General features: G+C 36.8%; 15 protein-coding genes and 1 pseudogene. 5 read left to right on the top strand and 11 right to left on the bottom strand.

What is annotated here, in order from left to right; translation table 11 throughout:
• Positions 1-32: 32 nt before the first annotated feature.
• The 8 genes from I5515_RS03555 to I5515_RS03520 form a co-directional block, all read right to left on the bottom strand.
• A complete protein-coding gene (locus I5515_RS03555) occupies positions 33-1,679 on the bottom strand; it encodes an ArnT family glycosyltransferase (RefSeq protein WP_199964775.1) in 1,647 nt (548 codons plus the stop codon).
• A 9-nt stretch (positions 1,680-1,688) separates the two neighbouring features.
• The gene (locus I5515_RS03550) at positions 1,689-2,069 is read right to left on the bottom strand and encodes a GtrA family protein (RefSeq protein WP_199964774.1); all 381 of its coding nucleotides are present in this window, start codon (positions 2,067-2,069) and stop codon (positions 1,689-1,691) included.
• 1 nt (position 2,070) lies between these two features.
• Positions 2,071-3,051 (bottom strand): glycosyltransferase family 2 protein, encoded by a 981-nt coding sequence (locus I5515_RS03545; RefSeq protein WP_199964773.1) that lies wholly within the window; start codon positions 3,049-3,051, stop codon positions 2,071-2,073.
• A complete protein-coding gene (locus I5515_RS03540; RefSeq protein WP_199964772.1) occupies positions 3,048-3,842 on the bottom strand; it encodes a ChbG/HpnK family deacetylase in 795 nt (264 codons plus the stop codon). Before I5515_RS03540 ends, I5515_RS03545 begins: the two co-directional genes overlap by 4 nt.
• A 258-nt stretch (positions 3,843-4,100) precedes the next feature.
• A complete protein-coding gene (locus tag I5515_RS03535) occupies positions 4,101-5,192 on the bottom strand; it encodes an ABC transporter permease (RefSeq protein ID WP_199964771.1) in 1,092 nt (363 codons plus the stop codon).
• Positions 5,192-6,319 (bottom strand): ABC transporter permease, encoded by a 1,128-nt coding sequence (locus I5515_RS03530; protein WP_199964770.1) that lies wholly within the window; start codon positions 6,317-6,319, stop codon positions 5,192-5,194. Before I5515_RS03530 ends, I5515_RS03535 begins: the two co-directional genes overlap by 1 nt.
• A gap of 3 nt (positions 6,320-6,322) precedes the next feature.
• Positions 6,323-7,444, bottom strand: coding sequence for an HlyD family secretion protein (locus tag I5515_RS03525; protein WP_199964769.1), 1,122 nt, complete (start codon positions 7,442-7,444; stop codon positions 6,323-6,325).
• Positions 7,445-7,456: 12 nt separating this feature from the next.
• Positions 7,457-8,944 (bottom strand): TolC family protein, encoded by a 1,488-nt coding sequence (locus I5515_RS03520; RefSeq protein WP_199964768.1) that lies wholly within the window; start codon positions 8,942-8,944, stop codon positions 7,457-7,459.
• Between the two features lie 387 nt (positions 8,945-9,331).
• Here I5515_RS03520 and serC point away from each other — a divergent pair, with 387 nt between their 5' ends.
• Positions 9,332-10,411: a 3-phosphoserine/phosphohydroxythreonine transaminase gene (gene serC, locus I5515_RS03515; protein ID WP_199964767.1), complete on the top strand. Its 1,080-nt coding sequence runs from the start codon at positions 9,332-9,334 to the stop codon at positions 10,409-10,411.
• 56 nt (positions 10,412-10,467) lie between these two features.
• Here serC and I5515_RS03510 read toward each other — a convergent pair whose 3' ends face one another.
• Together I5515_RS03510 and I5515_RS03505 are read right to left on the bottom strand one after the other, a co-directional pair.
• Complete coding sequence (locus I5515_RS03510) at positions 10,468-10,614, bottom strand: hypothetical protein (protein ID WP_171061988.1); 147 nt, start codon at positions 10,612-10,614, stop codon at positions 10,468-10,470.
• A 33-nt stretch (positions 10,615-10,647) separates the two neighbouring features.
• A complete protein-coding gene (locus tag I5515_RS03505) occupies positions 10,648-11,589 on the bottom strand; it encodes a hypothetical protein (protein WP_199964766.1) in 942 nt (313 codons plus the stop codon).
• A 243-nt stretch (positions 11,590-11,832) separates the two neighbouring features.
• Between I5515_RS03505 and I5515_RS03500 the strand changes: the two genes are divergently transcribed.
• Together I5515_RS03500 and I5515_RS03495 are read left to right on the top strand one after the other, a co-directional pair.
• Positions 11,833-12,321, top strand: coding sequence for a YaiI/YqxD family protein (locus tag I5515_RS03500; protein WP_199964765.1), 489 nt, complete (start codon positions 11,833-11,835; stop codon positions 12,319-12,321).
• Positions 12,322-12,328: 7 nt separating this feature from the next.
• Positions 12,329-13,237: a DMT family transporter gene (locus I5515_RS03495; protein ID WP_199964764.1), complete on the top strand. Its 909-nt coding sequence runs from the start codon at positions 12,329-12,331 to the stop codon at positions 13,235-13,237.
• 29 nt (positions 13,238-13,266) lie between these two features.
• On the opposite strand, the pseudogene I5515_RS17480 reads toward I5515_RS03495, so the two are convergent.
• Positions 13,267-13,347, bottom strand: a pseudogene (locus tag I5515_RS17480) (PilZ domain-containing protein); the annotation flags it as partial.
• Positions 13,348-13,486: 139 nt separating this feature from the next.
• Between I5515_RS17480 and I5515_RS03490 the strand changes: the two are divergent.
• Positions 13,487-14,722, top strand: coding sequence for a lipoprotein-releasing ABC transporter permease subunit (locus I5515_RS03490; protein WP_199964763.1), 1,236 nt, complete (start codon positions 13,487-13,489; stop codon positions 14,720-14,722).
• Positions 14,715-15,401, top strand: a complete 687-nt coding sequence (locus I5515_RS03485; RefSeq protein ID WP_199964762.1) for an ABC transporter ATP-binding protein — start codon at positions 14,715-14,717, stop codon at positions 15,399-15,401. Before I5515_RS03490 ends, I5515_RS03485 begins: the two co-directional genes overlap by 8 nt.
• The last annotated feature ends 6 nt before the right edge of the window (positions 15,402-15,407 follow it).

The following is a 15,407-nucleotide window of genomic DNA, read 5'->3' as shown; positions in this document are numbered from 1 at the left end:
GAAGCTTCGGCTTCCTTTTTTTATTGAGTTATTTATTTGGTTGAATGGAAGATAAACACATCATAATTTCTATAATGCAAAGTTTTCACTGATGGATCTTTAGTTGCAAAATTATTAGGTTGGCTTACAACAATTAAATCTTGATTTTGGGTTAAAGCATTTTGAAGCTGTTGCTCGCTCCATAAATACTGTTTAAGTTGAGGCTCAAATAACAATCCATCTTTAATTTCTAAAGAGGCACTATCAGAATGAACAGAATCCCATTCATTCACAATATATACAGGCTGATTAAGCTGTAAAAGGAAGGGAACATCATAAAAATAGTAATTGTAGAAAACTATTTTTGTAGATGGGGTTATGTACTGAGCAAAATCTGTTTGGCCCACGTTATTTTTGGTATCTAAAATACGAACAGCAAAAGGAACAGCGCTACAAAGAACAATTAAACTGATAAAAATATAGTTTAAGTAGCTTACTTTTTGCTTTTTATATAACCACAATAAAACCAGTGGGAGCACAATTAACAGCGTGCCAAGGCTATAAATAAAGATAGCTTCATGTTGGAAAAAAGGCTGATTCGCACGAATAAAATGTGGCGTTGCAGCAATGCCAATCCCAAGAATAATAATAAATACAGGAGTACCCCAAACCTGTAATTTGGTTTTGTGGTTGCTTTCAAGCACTTTATTAATAACAAGTGCCAAGAAAATAGTAAGGGGCGGCACAGCAGGTAAAATATAGCCCGCTAGTTTAGAAGGGGGAATAGAGAAGAAAGCTGTGACAGAAATAAACCACCATACAAGCAGGACAAATAAACCAGATTGCTTATAATCCTTAAAGATAGTCTTAATAGACTCAAATCTACTCGCGAAAAACCATGGTAAAAAACTGACAAATAAAATAAGCAGATAGAAGGACCAAGGTTGTTTATTATTAAACTCTTTTGAACTGAATCGGCTAAACTGTTGGTCTATAAAGAAATAGTGTAAAAATTGAGGATATTTACTTTGTACTGCGTACAGCCATGGACTAACAATGAGTAAAAATAACAAGATAGCCAATGGATTAAGAAGTGAAGGTATTTTCTTCCACTGTTTTGTATAGAGTAACCACGGTAACAGGATCATACCCGGAATTAAGACACCAATCAGGCCTTTACTTAGAAAGGCGGCTGCACCAGCGACATAACCTAAAAATAAAATAGATTTACGTCCAGAAATGGTGAAATCAGCAAAACATAAAACGCTAATTGTAATCCAAGATGCTAGTAGTAAATCATGGTTAATATATTGGCTACTACCAAAAAAAAGCAGGTTGGTGGCTAAAATAATAACGGTAAGTTGGGCTACACTTTCTGAAATATGCTTTTTTACAAATAAGAATAGACCCACTAACATGAGGGTACCAGCCAAAACAGGTACTAACCGTAACACCCATACATGTACACCAAAAAGCTCCATAAAAATAGAACTTAACCAATGTAATAAAGGGGGTTTATGCATGAATGGCAAACCATCGATTCTTGGAGTTAACCAATCTCCAGATTCGACCATAGCCCGGCTAATATCTCCGTAGCGTCCTTCATCAGGTACAGATAGAGGTCTTATCCAGGAAAGAAGAAGTAACCAACATGGTAAAAAAAATAATAAAAATTTGGAATTACGAAGCCATTGCTGCATACACAATCCTTAATGTTGAAATGCAAAAAAACGGTTAAGCAAAAAAGTCACAACCGAGGTCAGAACAATTGCAATACACACTAAGGTTGAAACAGGTAAGTTAAAATAGAGGTTTGATAGTAAAAGAAAACTTTCATTAAATAAAAAACCTATGCCTGCAACTAATGTGAATTTTGGTAGAGTCTGACGATGATCAAGATGTTGTGCTTTAAAAGTAAAAATGCGATGCCCGAAATAGCTCACCCAATAGGCGACTAAAAATGCGAGTAAATTGGCATATTGCAGTGCAACATGCTTCTGAAAAAGAAGCATGGCTATACTATAGTGAGTAAGTGCTGCTGCGGCCCCAGTAGTGGAAAACCGCGCAAGTTGAAAAATATGAGCAAACATTTTATAAATTAGAAAAAGTATTTTCCGGCTTTGTGATAGATTTTTCTTGTTTAATACGAGAATGTTCGGATGCAACAATATATTTTGGTCTATTTTTTACTTCAGCATAAATTCGACCTACATATTCACCAACAATACCAAGGAATAACAACTGTATACCACCCAGTAATGTCATACCTGCTACAAGTGTTGCCCAACCCGGAACAGAAACTCCTTCAATCAATGTTTGAAGGATGATCCATATACCGTAGCCCATAGCACCTAAGGCTAGGAAGGCACCAAAATAAATACAGAGGCGTAAAGGTAAATCTGAAAAACCAGTTAAACCAGACATTGCTAAGCTAGAAAGAGATTTGATGTTAAAGCTCGAACGGCCGTGCTGACGTTCTTGTTCAGAAAAATTAACACCTATACTTTTAAAACCTACCCAAGCATATAGACCTTTCATATAGCGGTTTTTTTCTGGTAATTGTTTAATTGCTTCTACAACTTTCGCATCTAGTAGGCGGAAGTCTCCAGCGCTTTCAGGAATATCGATAGGTGAGCTTAAGTTTAATATACGATAGTAACCTTGGGTTAAAACACGTTTGAGCCAAGATTCAGTGGTACGATTACGAATGCCATACACCATGTCATAACCATTTTTCCAAAGGTTAATCATGGTTGGAATTGCTTCAAATGGATGTTGAAAGTCAGCATCAATCAGTAGTGTAACTTCACCTGTCACATGATCCAAACCAGCACTTAAAGCTGCTTCTTTACCAAAGTTCCGTGAAAGTTCAAGCACAACTAAGGGATAATCATTAATCATCGTTTGTAGAATTGGAATGGTATCGTCTTTACTACCATCATCTACCACAATAATTTCATAGCTAAGATTTTGCTGTTTTAGACTATTTGCCAAGGCAGGAATAAATGTTTTTAAATTTTCTGCTTCGTTATAGGCCGGAACAACGCAGGATAAAAAAGGTTTTGTAGTCATTGCATTGCCCCTAGTCTGGTGAGCTGGATGCCATAGTGCTGGCAATCAATTTGGAACTGATCCGAACTGAAGTATTCATATTCTTGTATTCGGGCATACTGAATCGGATCTTGTTCATTCGATTCTGCAAGTGCTGGATGGCACATAATCAGTAAATGGTCTTTTGCATTTGCAAGCCAATATTGATTGAGTTCGCTATAATCAGTTTGCTTAAAATCATAGATACCAGCAAATTGATCATTTTGATTAAAGTGATATGTCTGGCATGCTTTTGCTAAAGAATTAGACCCAAGTGCTGAGAGCACGCGAGTTTTAAAACGATAATGGGGCAGATCTATAGGGTGTTGTAAATTTCGAATCCAACCCTTGAAATTTTTCTCTTTTAGCAATTGCAGCAAAATATCACGTATAAATGGAAATTGATGAATATGTTGATGTCCATCAATAAAGTCTGGTTGTTTTCCCATTACTGAAACAAATAAGTCCCATTGCTCTTCAATACATTGAGTGATTAAGTCACGATTGAGGCTTGAGGACCATGCTCGCAAAATAAGCATAGGTAAGGAAAAGACGGTATTATCTGAAGCGAAAGTGTGAGTAAGATTTAAATGTAAACCAATATCAATTTGATCGCTAAAAGGTTTTAATTTGGCAGCAGCAGTTTCCCATAAATCAGACTGGGTCATACATGAGGTTGCTTGAAGTGCACCTTGTTCAATTAATTGAATAATTGCATCAGATATTTCTGCATTCATTGCAAAGTCATCTGCGCAATAACACACCTTTGCCATATCCAGATTCCATCATAGGGCAGGATTACAGAATACTCTGCGTAGCTGCTGAAAAACTATACTATTTACTATGGAGAAATTTTCTTAATTTCAACTTAAAGTTTTCTTAATGTTTTATGACAATTGATACAAATTAATATATTGAATTTGTTTGTTATTTTTTTAATTTTAGGTCAATTCCTTAAAAAGACAAGTTTTAATTATAAAATTTTATAGTAAATAAAAATATAATTTATACATTTTGGTAAGTACACCACTTTATTTTGTCACTTTTAAGCGTGAATACGCCGTAATTAAAAAAATAGCTCCCATCGTTGCAAGAAAAATTAATTTTGGAGCAACTGTAGTTAATGGGACGCCCATCTGATTAAGTTGTACAAACATTTGCACACCATGTGTAGATGGTAAACACCAGGCAAACCATTGTAACCATTCGGGCATTGCTTGATGAGGCCATGCGGCACCTGTTAATAAAAAAAGAGGAACCGAGCTAAATACAATGATATGTCCAGCACGTTCTGGCATATCTAAAAGTGAGCCAATCAACATGCCTAGTCCAATCACACAACTAATAAAAATTGGAACAGCAACCAGCAGACCTATAAAATTTCCACCATGTGGATAGTCATTGAACCATAAGGTAAAACCAAAAAGATAAAAACATCCTAAGCAACCAATGGTAAATAGGCTTGCAAAAATTCCTACAAAACGAATTGGCGTAATTTTTTCATTTTGTTCACGGTAGCTTGCAATAAGCATTGCCAAACCCAGCACAATAGTTTGATGAATAATTAGTGATGCAACAGCTGGAAAAATATAACTTCCATATCCTGAAAGTGGGTTAAACAAAGGAACTTGATGAATAGAAAGAGCAGGTTGAAAGTGTGTGCGCTCTCCAAATTTTTCAATATATTCTTTTAACGTTGCTTCAATGGATGTGGCGAGACCTAATCCAATTTCTTTAGTTTTTAAAAAGTTGGTTGTACTCAAATATAAGCCTATTCCACCTGTTTCTCCTCGGCGCAGGCTTTGCGTTAGGTTGCTTGGTAAAAGCAAAATACCATCAGCTTTTTGTTCACGAACCATTTGCTCTGCTTGTAAAAAATTGCTTGTAACAGTAACAATATGAACGTGTGGACTATTTGCACTTTGGCCTATTAATTGAGAAGTTAACAAGCTTTGCTCTTCATCAACAATTACGATAGGAATTAATTCTGCACGCTCAGCTTTATAGGCAGTAGGGTAAAAAAAACTATAAAGAATGACTGACAAAATGAGAGTCGTGAAAACCGAACTGTTACGTACAATATCTTTAAAAGTCTGCAAATACGCCTGAAAAAAATCTTTCATTAATTTGCTTCCCGAATTAATTTTTTAAGCAGCAGAGAACTTAAGAAGAAGTAAATAAGGCAGTAACCCAGAAGTATTAAAAATGGGGTGATTGAAATAATAATTGGACTACCAATAACCCATTGTTCAGTTTGCAGTTTGGCATAAGGTGTATAAGGAATAATCAATGACCAAAATTTGGTAAAAATAGGCGCGTTATTCAAAGGTAGCGTAACACCCGCAAAACTTAAAGATGAGCCACCATAGACGGCAATAAAGCCAAAGGTTTTACTTAAATTTTTAGTTGCAAGAATGACGGTACTGCTAATTAAAGCATAGGAAAAATAAAGTAAGAACTGTGCGACTAATAATAAACTTAAGGAACCAGCTACGAACCAGCCACGGATTTCAACTAGCCAAAACATCCACAACCATGTCCATGCACAAAAAATAAGGCTATAGAGTAAATTTTTAGCCAATAAGCCTTGAATAAAATTTTCTCGGTTTACCCATTGAGAGAGGGTGTTACGCTTTAGTTCTTGCCCAATTGCAAAAGCAACACAGCAGCATAGCAACAGATGTAATACAGCAGGAACCATAAACGGTTCTAAATAAAACTCATAGCTCATACTTGGATTGTAAAGCGTTGAAATTTTTACATGAGCTGTAGGCACATCTAAATAGGGAATACTATTTGCAAGATAACTTTGGCCTGCATAGTCTGCTATAGCATTAAGCGTACTGACTAGCATTGCAGAGGAAATCGTATTTCCTACGCTAAAGAAAGACTGGTTAAATGCAATGCTGATTTGAGCATCCTGTGCTTTCACAAAACGCTTTTCGGCGCCGTCTGGAATGAAAACATAACCCCAGATTTTAGTTTCATTCAGTAATCTGTCTGCCTCAGTGGCACTTGTCGTAATGGTTTTAATATCTACGGTATGGTTTAAAGCAATATACTTTTCAATATTACGGCTCAGTTCGCTTTGGTCCTGATCAATAATTGCAATTGGCAAATGCTCAGCTTTACCTGCATAAAACATACTGCTAAACAGAATAATGATAAAAGCAGGGATGAGTGTCACCATACACAAATCCCATTTATTGCTTTTTAGATAGCTCAGCTCACGTAAAATACTGGCAAACATGCGTTATTTTTCTTCTTTAATTTTAAATAAAACGCTCATACCCACTTTCAAATCTTTGACAGGGCGCTCAGGCTCTAGATGAAGTTTAAAACTGCGAATGTCATAACCGCCGGTCTGACGAGTGGTTTTAATTGTGGCAAATTCACCTTCAGCATCAATATTTTTCACTTTAAACAGCACAGTTTGATTCAGTGCAGGAATAAAACCTTCAAGGGCTTTATTTTTATAAACTGAGGCATATTGATTTTCACCTACATTCAAACTAACCCATAAATCATCATCTTCTAAAATACTGACAACTGGAACACCCATAGCCACTAACTCAGAAGGCTTACCATAAGTTTTTGAAACTGTGCCTGAAATAGGGGAAAGCAAACGGGTTTCTTGCTCAAGTGCTTTTGCTTCACTTACAGCAGCTTTTGCAATTTCAACCTGTGCATCTGCCGTAGATTTCTGTTGACTGGTACTACCACGTTTTGCACGAGCATATTGCTGGTAAGAGGCCTCACTTAATTCTTGGGCAGAGGTTTGTGCTGCTAACATTTCATCTCGTCTTTGACGCGAAATGACACCTTGTTTATATAAATTTTCACCACGTTGATAAGTGGTTTTTGCAAGGTTTGCTTGAGCTTTCGTACTCTGCCAGTTGGCATAAAGAGTATCGATATTTTCTTGTTGAGAACCTCGGTCCACTGTAGATTGGAATGCTAAAGCCGATTGTAATGTTGCTAAAGCTTGTTGCTTTTTAGCTTCTATTTCAGGGCTCACTAAACGAACAAGGGGCTGTCCTTTGGAAACTTTCTGGCCTTCTCGCACATAAATCTCTTCAATACGACTCGGAACTTTAGTGCTGACATGAATGGTTTCCGCTTCAACTCGACCTTGTAGTTCAATAGGCTTGGGTTGATAACTTTTCCATAAACCGAAAATAATTACACCTAACAGAGCAATAATAACCACACCAATAATCAGCTTAATTTTTGAATTTTTAGGTGATTGAGTTTCGCTGTTATTCGATTTTACTTCTTGAGTTTCTTCAGTTTGAGCATTTTTTTGACTTTGATTGGTTTCTTCTGTATCCGTAACAAGTGAATCTTGCTGAGAATGAGATGATTCTTGATTCATGTTATGCCCCCATTAGCGGATATAGTCAGTGTGTGGTTGAGTAACATAAGCTTTAAACTGGTCCATAGAACCATGGCTTTGTAATAATGTTGCAAGTGACATGACATATTTATATGCATTTAAAGCCATTTCTGTTTTTAAAGCACTTAATGCATTTTGTGCATCGATCACTTGCGTCGCTGTTCCCATGCCTTCACGAAAAGAAAGCTCTTGAATACGTAAATTTTCTTGTGCTGCGTTGATATTTCTTTGCAATAAGGTATGACTTTGCTGTGCTGAATTAAGTTCGTTATAAGACTTGTTTAATAAAGATTCGATTTCTTGTTTTGTACGCTCGGTCATGAGTTCAGAAGCATAACGTTTGAGTTCGGCTGCGTGAATGTTTTTATTTTTATCAACTCCAGAAAATAAATTGTACTTTGCCATTACGCCTACAATCCAATTTTCATTTTCATCGAGTGAATATTCTCCAAAAGCAAAAAGACTTGGTTTTTTTGCGGCTTGTTGAGCTTGAATATTTGCATTTGCCAGTTGAGTATCTAAACGCATCTTTTGTACAAGGCTGGATTTTTCAGAATAGCTCGTTAGAAGTGATTCTAAAGATTGGCTACGAACTGTATTTACAAAGAGCGGGGTACTTAAATCAGTATAATTTTGCTGGTGAAGAAGATTGTTTAAACTAAATTGACTAGCATTCAGATTTGCCTGTGCATTTTGTAAAGTTCGTTCGGCATTATTACGAGCAACTTCAAATTGCATACGCTGCCCTTTACTAATGAAGCCTTGTTGCTCTAGCTTTAGTGCATTGCTGTAATGTTTTTGCATTGCATTAAAATTAAATAAGCTGCTTGCGACCAATTGCTGTTGTAATTGCACATTAAAATAGCTTTGTACCACTTCAAACCGCTGTATATCTTGTTGTTGTTGGCTTGAAAGCTGAGAACGTTGAGCTTGAATATTAGCTATTTTTTTTGCAGTACTGGTTAGACCACCTGTATATAGTGGCATAACCACTGAAATAGAAGGGCGGACGACCTGATCTTCTACAGTCAGGTTTGCATAATCGGGAAATCGGTTAATACCGTCATGTATAGTTTGGTTTGCACCTTCTTGGACTTGCCCAAGTACATCCGATGGAATGACATTATTCCACTGCGAAAGTTTATCGTTGAATCCCTGACTTAAATCATTTTCAAGCTTTTGTTTAAAAGAAGCGAGAGGAACGTCTGTCTCACTATGAAAAGCATAGGCTCTAACATTTAAATCGACTCGAGGTAATCCTAGTCCTTTCACTGCTTCAGCTTCTAATTGAGATGCTTGCTGTAAGGCTTGATTGGCTTGAGTACTATATGAACTCTTTAAAGCTTGTTGCTCTGCTTCAGCATAACTTAAGCTTTGAGCATATAAATGATTAGTGAAAAAAAGTCCTAAGGCCAAAGCAAGATGCTTTGGTTTAAAGAAAAAGGGGCAAATAGACTGTCTATACTGATGTTTTGGCATTTTAGATAACAATTTTTGGCATCCCTTATAGTTTAAATTTCTTGTTATTAAATTCAATTATCATCTTGTTTCTTATACATTTGTATAAAAACAATATTTTTAACTCCTTTTAAATTTTTAAATATTATAAAGCCCATATTTTTTGTAATCTCTATCAAAGTATGTGAAATCATAATCGTAAGTCAAGTTGATCTTTAATGAATAAAAAATGTTTTAAAGCGATAAAATCGTAAGTTAAAGCAAAGAAATAAATTCGACAATAATTGAAAAAATAAACCTAAATGTAGTCCAGCATTGAAATATTTACTTGATAAGCTGCTGCAAGCTTAAGCAATCTGTGGTTAAATGCCATTTTTATTGTGTTTGACTTTATACAAGGGAAAAATCATGCGCGCGTACAATTTCTGTGCTGGTCCTGCTGCATTACCTACTGCCGTTTTAGAAAAAGCTCAACAAGAAATGTTGGATTGGCAAGGTAAAGGTCTATCCATCATGGAAATGAGTCATCGTAGTGCTGACTATGTTGCTATGGCTGAAAAAGCTGAAGCAGATTTGCGCAAATTAATGAATATTCCAGAAAACTATAAAGTATTGTTTTTACAAGGTGGGGCGTCATTACAATTTTCAGCGATTCCTTTAAACCTTTTAGGTAAGAACAGCAAAGCTGATTATATTGATACTGGCATTTGGTCTGAAAAAGCGTTAAAAGAAGCCCAACGTTATGGCGACATTAATGTTGTAAAAGCTGGTATTAAAGTAGATGGCAAGTTCGCAATTTCTGAGCAAAGCGAATGGAATTTATCTGACGATGCAGCATATGTACATTATGCAGATAATGAAACGATTGGTGGTTTACAATTCGCAGAAATTCCTGATGTAAAAGCTCCGCTCGTTTGTGACTATTCATCAAGCATTTTATCTGCTCCATTAGATGTGACCAAGTTTGGTTTGATCTACGCTGGCGCACAGAAAAATATTGGTCCTGCTGGTTTAACCATCGTCATTGTTCGTGATGACTTACTCGATCAAGCCAAACCTGAAATTCCAAGCATTTTAAAATATGGTGACCAAGCGAAAAATGGTTCTATGGTTAATACACCATCGACTTATGCATGGTACTTGTCTGGTTTGGTATTTGAGTGGTTGCTAGAGCAGGGTGGGGTAGATGCTATCCATAAAGTGAACCTTGAAAAAGCTCAGTTATTATATGGTTATATTGACTCAAGCGATTTCTATAATAACCCGATTGCGATTCCAAACCGTTCAATCATGAATGTGCCATTTACTTTGGCAGACGAAGCTTTAGACAAGCAATTCTTAAAAGAAGCGGAAGCAAATCATTTGTTGAACTTAGCAGGTCACCGTTCAGTAGGTGGTATGCGTGCAAGTATTTATAACGCTGTGCCGTTAGAAGGCGTACAGGCTTTAATTCGCTTTATGGATGATTTTGCAAAGCGTAATGGTTAAGTAAATCAAATAAATAAAGCCCTCAAATGAGGGCTTTATTTTTGAATATATTAAAATTAAAAAGGAACTAAACCAAACTGGTGCATGAATATAGCAGCTAAGAACATACCCAATACAAAAAAGCAAAACGCACCAGTATCGACCTTTATGCGCAGGCTACTAGATTGAATGAGGCTGGTCGTTTGTTCGGGTATAATCTTCATTCAATAACCTAATTATTAAAATATTAGTGAAATTCAATTAGTTTCACCCTTTTTAGCACAAATAGTCGCCTGAATCCAGATATTACCGCGAATATATTCGCCAATATTAAAGTTTTTATACAAATCGTTTTTGGTTGCAATACGCACTAATATGGCAGGAAGCTCATCTTCTAAAACCAAAGTAACATCATAAAGGGTATATTCTGCCCCCATAAATGTCATAGAAGTCTTGCCAACGATATTACCTTGGAACCATGCTTCATCTTCTTGACCAAGATTTTCACCATATAAATAAGCGACCATTTTAGAAAAATCAACAGTTACAGGTTCTTGATCTTCTGGGGTTTTTGGCTGCCACTCATTAATGAGTTCCTGTAAGTTTTCAGGAGCAATACCATTATGTTCAGTTAAAATTGCATTTAATGCACGGTGATGTTTAATTGAAGCTGGGTCATCAACAACAATTTTCTCACCTGCTGGAACAGCTTCTAATTCATAAGCCCATGCATTAAATTGAACTTGATAGTTTTGAGTTTTGTCATATTGACAAGAATTAATGCTAAATAAATTATCAAATGCATAAACAGTTGTATTTTTATTTAGTCTTAAACTTAACACTGCTTGTGTCGCAGAGTCACAAGTAATGATACGTTCAATTTTCGCATTATATTGATATGGACTTTCAAAACTTGGAAAAGCTGTTTTGAGTGCACGAGGCTTCTGATTTTCAACCGCAATAATCTGGTTGATTGTAACTTTTTGGTCTTGAGGGCCTTGAATCAACCAAAAAGATTGATCCATGTCTTCTTCATGTTCACATAAGCCCATGGGCATGACAGGTGCATCAAGTGCTAGTCCTAACCATTTTGGTACATCTGTTTCGGGATGGGATGTCAATAGATTCCAATGTTCTCCATGACTACCAAAATTTTGGTCTTTTACTTTAATTACTTCTGGACTGTTTTGATTTTTCATAAGCACGATGCTGTTGGGTTCACATTACTTGTTATATTAAATCGAGGGTGTTTGCTATTTTTCAAGTCACCATATGTAAATTCTCTTGTAAAAGCACATATTTAGTCATTTAAAGATACATACTGCTTTTATTTATGAAATAAAGTGCCTTGAGTTCGTAAAAAATTAAACACCAAATTAAAAATAAGTTTAGTGCTTATTACTATTCACCTTAGAAAAGCATCTGTTAGACTTATATTTTTAGTGGAAATAGAGAATAACGTGCTGCCATTTAAGCTATGGGTAGACGCAGACGCCTTACCAAGAATATTACGTGAAGTGATTTTGCGGGCATCAGATCGTTATCAATTAGAAGTCATCTTTGTTGCTAATCAAAATGTTGGGATTACGCCCTCAGTCCGCATCAAGTCAATACAGGTTTTAAGTGGTGCCGATCAGGCAGATAAAGAAATAGTTGATCGTATGATTGAAAATGACATTGTCATTACACAAGATATTCCACTAGCAGCTCAAGTCATTGAAAAGGGTGGCGTTGCTATTCATCCCCGAGGCGAAGTCTATACAACTGCGAATGTTAAAGCACGGTTACATCTGCGTGATTTCATGGATACGCTTCGTGGTGCTGGTGTACAGACAGGCGGCCCACCCCCTATTTCTGAGCGAGATAAACGTGAATTTTCGAGTGCATTAGATCAAACAATTTTGAAGCAAAAACGCAAAATAGCTAAGTGAGCATTGTATGCCATCGCAAACCAATTTGGCTTTAACCTATGCCTTGTTAGTGTTTATCTGGGCCACAACACCATTGGCAATTGTCTGGAGCGTCTCCGATATACATATGATGTGGGCATTATTGCTACGTTTCTTTATTGCCTTGCCTTTGGCTGTAACTGTATTACTGATTTTAAGAACACCTTTTCCAGTTCATAAACAAGCAATTCATAGTTATGTTGCTGGGTCTTTTAGCTTAATTGGTTCTCAAATTTTTACCTATGCCGCAACCCAATATTTAAGTTCAGGCATGATTGCGCTTATGTTTGGTTTAGCACCTATTATGGCTGGGCTTATTGGTCGTTTTGCATTTGGTCAGCAACTTTATAGGCTGCAATGGGTCGGTATGGCGATTGCAGTGTGCGGTTTAGCTATTATTTGTTTGAGTGGCTCAAATCAGCATGTGCATCCGTTCGGCATTGTCCTCATGCTGATGAGTGTGTTTGTCTATTCTTTTTCAATTTTCTGGGTTAAGAGAGTTAATGCCCAAATTCAGCCTATGGCTCAGGCAACCGGTTCTATTTTAGTTTCTTCAATTTTAGCAAGTTGTCTTATTCCATTTATTTGGCAATATGCACCGACACATTTACCAGAAGCTAAATCTTTATTTGCTTTAATTTATACGGTACTGATGGCTTCATTGGTCGCCATGTTTTGTTACTTCAAACTTATACAAAATATTCAGGCAACAACTTTATCTTTAACGACGGTAATTACACCGATGTTAGCCATGATGATCGGAGCTGCTTTAAACCACGAACAACTTTCGATTATGGTTTTTGTAGGTGCTTTAATTATCCTGTTTGGGCTATTTCTGTATTTCTATAAAGACATTCAAGCCAATCGAAATTTTGCTCAACATATTAAGTCTAAATAGGAGAAGATCTGGGTAATTTGTTGAGCTTATTCATTAAATTGTTCTAATTCGTAGCGAAATGCATGATCAAATTGATCTCCCAACTTAAGTAGTAGAAAATAGCGCAGCAATATAATATTAGGATTGTTAAGGGAAGATCAGAACTTACTGATTTTTAAACCTTAATACAGCATCTAACGATATGGCCAAATAGTCGATGTTGACATTAGCATCTGCTATTTCCCATCAATCACCTTGGATTTAGAAGGTATGTTTAAACCAATCTCACTGTATATAGGGTTGAGATATACTCGCGCAAGACGCAGTAATCATTTTATTTCTTTTATTGCATTGGTTTCGATGATCGGTTTGACACTAGGTGTCGCTGTGCTGATTACGGTACTTTCTGTCATGAACGGTTTCGATCGCGAATTAAAAAACCGTGTTTTGGGAATGGTACCGCAAGCGACAGTTTCATCTACACAAATCCTCACGGATTGGCCTGAGCTGGTGAAGCGAGTTGAACATCATCCACATGTAACTGGGGTTGCACCTTTTACGCAATTGCAAGGTATGTTAACTGCGCAAGGGCAAGTCGCTGGTATTATGGTGACGGGTATTGACCCAAAATATGAAAAGAATGTCTCTATTATTCAAAATCATATTGTTGCTGGTAGCTTAGATTCACTTAAAAAGGGTGAATTTGGTATTGTTCTTGGTAAAGATATGGCTGATTCATTAGGTTTGCGCCTAAATGACAGCGTGACATTAGTTTTACCTGAAGCAACGCCGTCTCCAGCAGGTGTAGTGCCTCGTTTCAAGCGTTTTAAAGTGGTTGGTATTTTTAGTGTAGGGGCTGAAGTCGACTCTATGGTGGGTTATATCGCATTATATGATGCATCAACCTTATTACGCTTGCCAGATGGTGCCCAAGGTGTCCGTTTAAAACTAGATGATATTTTTGCTGCGCCAAAAGTTGCAGATGACTTGGTAAAAAGTTTGCCAAGCAATTTCTACGCAACGAACTGGACTTATACGCATGGCAATTTGTTTAACGCCATTCAAATGGAAAAAACACTAGTTGGTTTGTTACTTGTACTCATTATTGTTGTTGCAGCATTTAATATCGTTTCGTCATTGGTTATGGTTGTGACCGATAAAAAATCAGATATTGCCATTTTGCGTACATTAGGCGCTTCGCCATCAATGATTACTAAAATCTTTATGGTGCAAGGTACTGTCATTGGTGTGATTGGAACAGTTGCTGGTACGGTTTTAGGTGTAATTTTGGCTTTAACCATTAGTGATATCATTTCATGGTTTAACAATGTGTTAGGCTTAAATCTATTTGATGCTTACTTTGTGCATTACCTACCTTCTTATTTAAGATGGCAAGATGTGACGATTATTGTGACTGTATCTTTACTTTTAAGCTTCTTGGCAACGATTTATCCGGCACTTCGTGCGGCCAAAGTTCAACCTGCCGAGGCACTGCGTTATGAGTAAAATTGTTTTAGAAGCAAAAGATATCTACAAACATTTTGATGATGGTAAATCTAAGGTTGAAGTCATTAAAGGTTTGTCTTTACAAGTTGAAGCAGGGCAGTTTGTTTCGATTGTTGGTGCGAGCGGTTCAGGTAAAAGTACTTTGCTTCATGCGTTAGGTGGTCTAGAGCAACCAACGCAAGGACAAGTATTTTTAAATGGTCAGCGTTTTGATAATTTAGGTGAAGCCGAGCGTGGTTTTCAACGTAACAAATACCTCGGTTTTGTTTATCAATTTCACCATTTATTACCTGAGTTTACTGCCCTTGAAAATGTGGCAATGCCTCTGATGCTTCGTCCAGATAGCCAATTCAAATCGGTAAAAGCACAAGCTGAATATTTATTAGATCGAGTGGGATTATCTCATCGTATGGATCATCAGCCTGGTGAGCTTTCAGGCGGTGAGCGCCAACGTGTTGCTTTGGCTCGTGCTTTGGTCACTCAACCTGCGGTTGTTCTGGCCGATGAACCTACAGGAAACCTAGACCGTAAAACAGCTCTAGGTATTTTTGAATTACTGACCGATCTTAAGAAAGAACTCAATATGGCAATGCTCATTGTGACTCATGATGAGCAGTTAGCTCAGGCAGCAGATTCGATCTTGCATATGGAAGATGGTCTTTGGGTGAGCGGTTCTTAAAAAATT

Origin of the sequence: Acinetobacter calcoaceticus (assembly GCF_016508255.1) — a bacterium.
Classification (GTDB): domain Bacteria; phylum Pseudomonadota; class Gammaproteobacteria; order Pseudomonadales; family Moraxellaceae; genus Acinetobacter; species Acinetobacter calcoaceticus_E.
The sequence above is the reverse complement of the archived record's forward strand: the minus strand, read 5'-3'. Positions and strand labels throughout refer to the sequence as shown.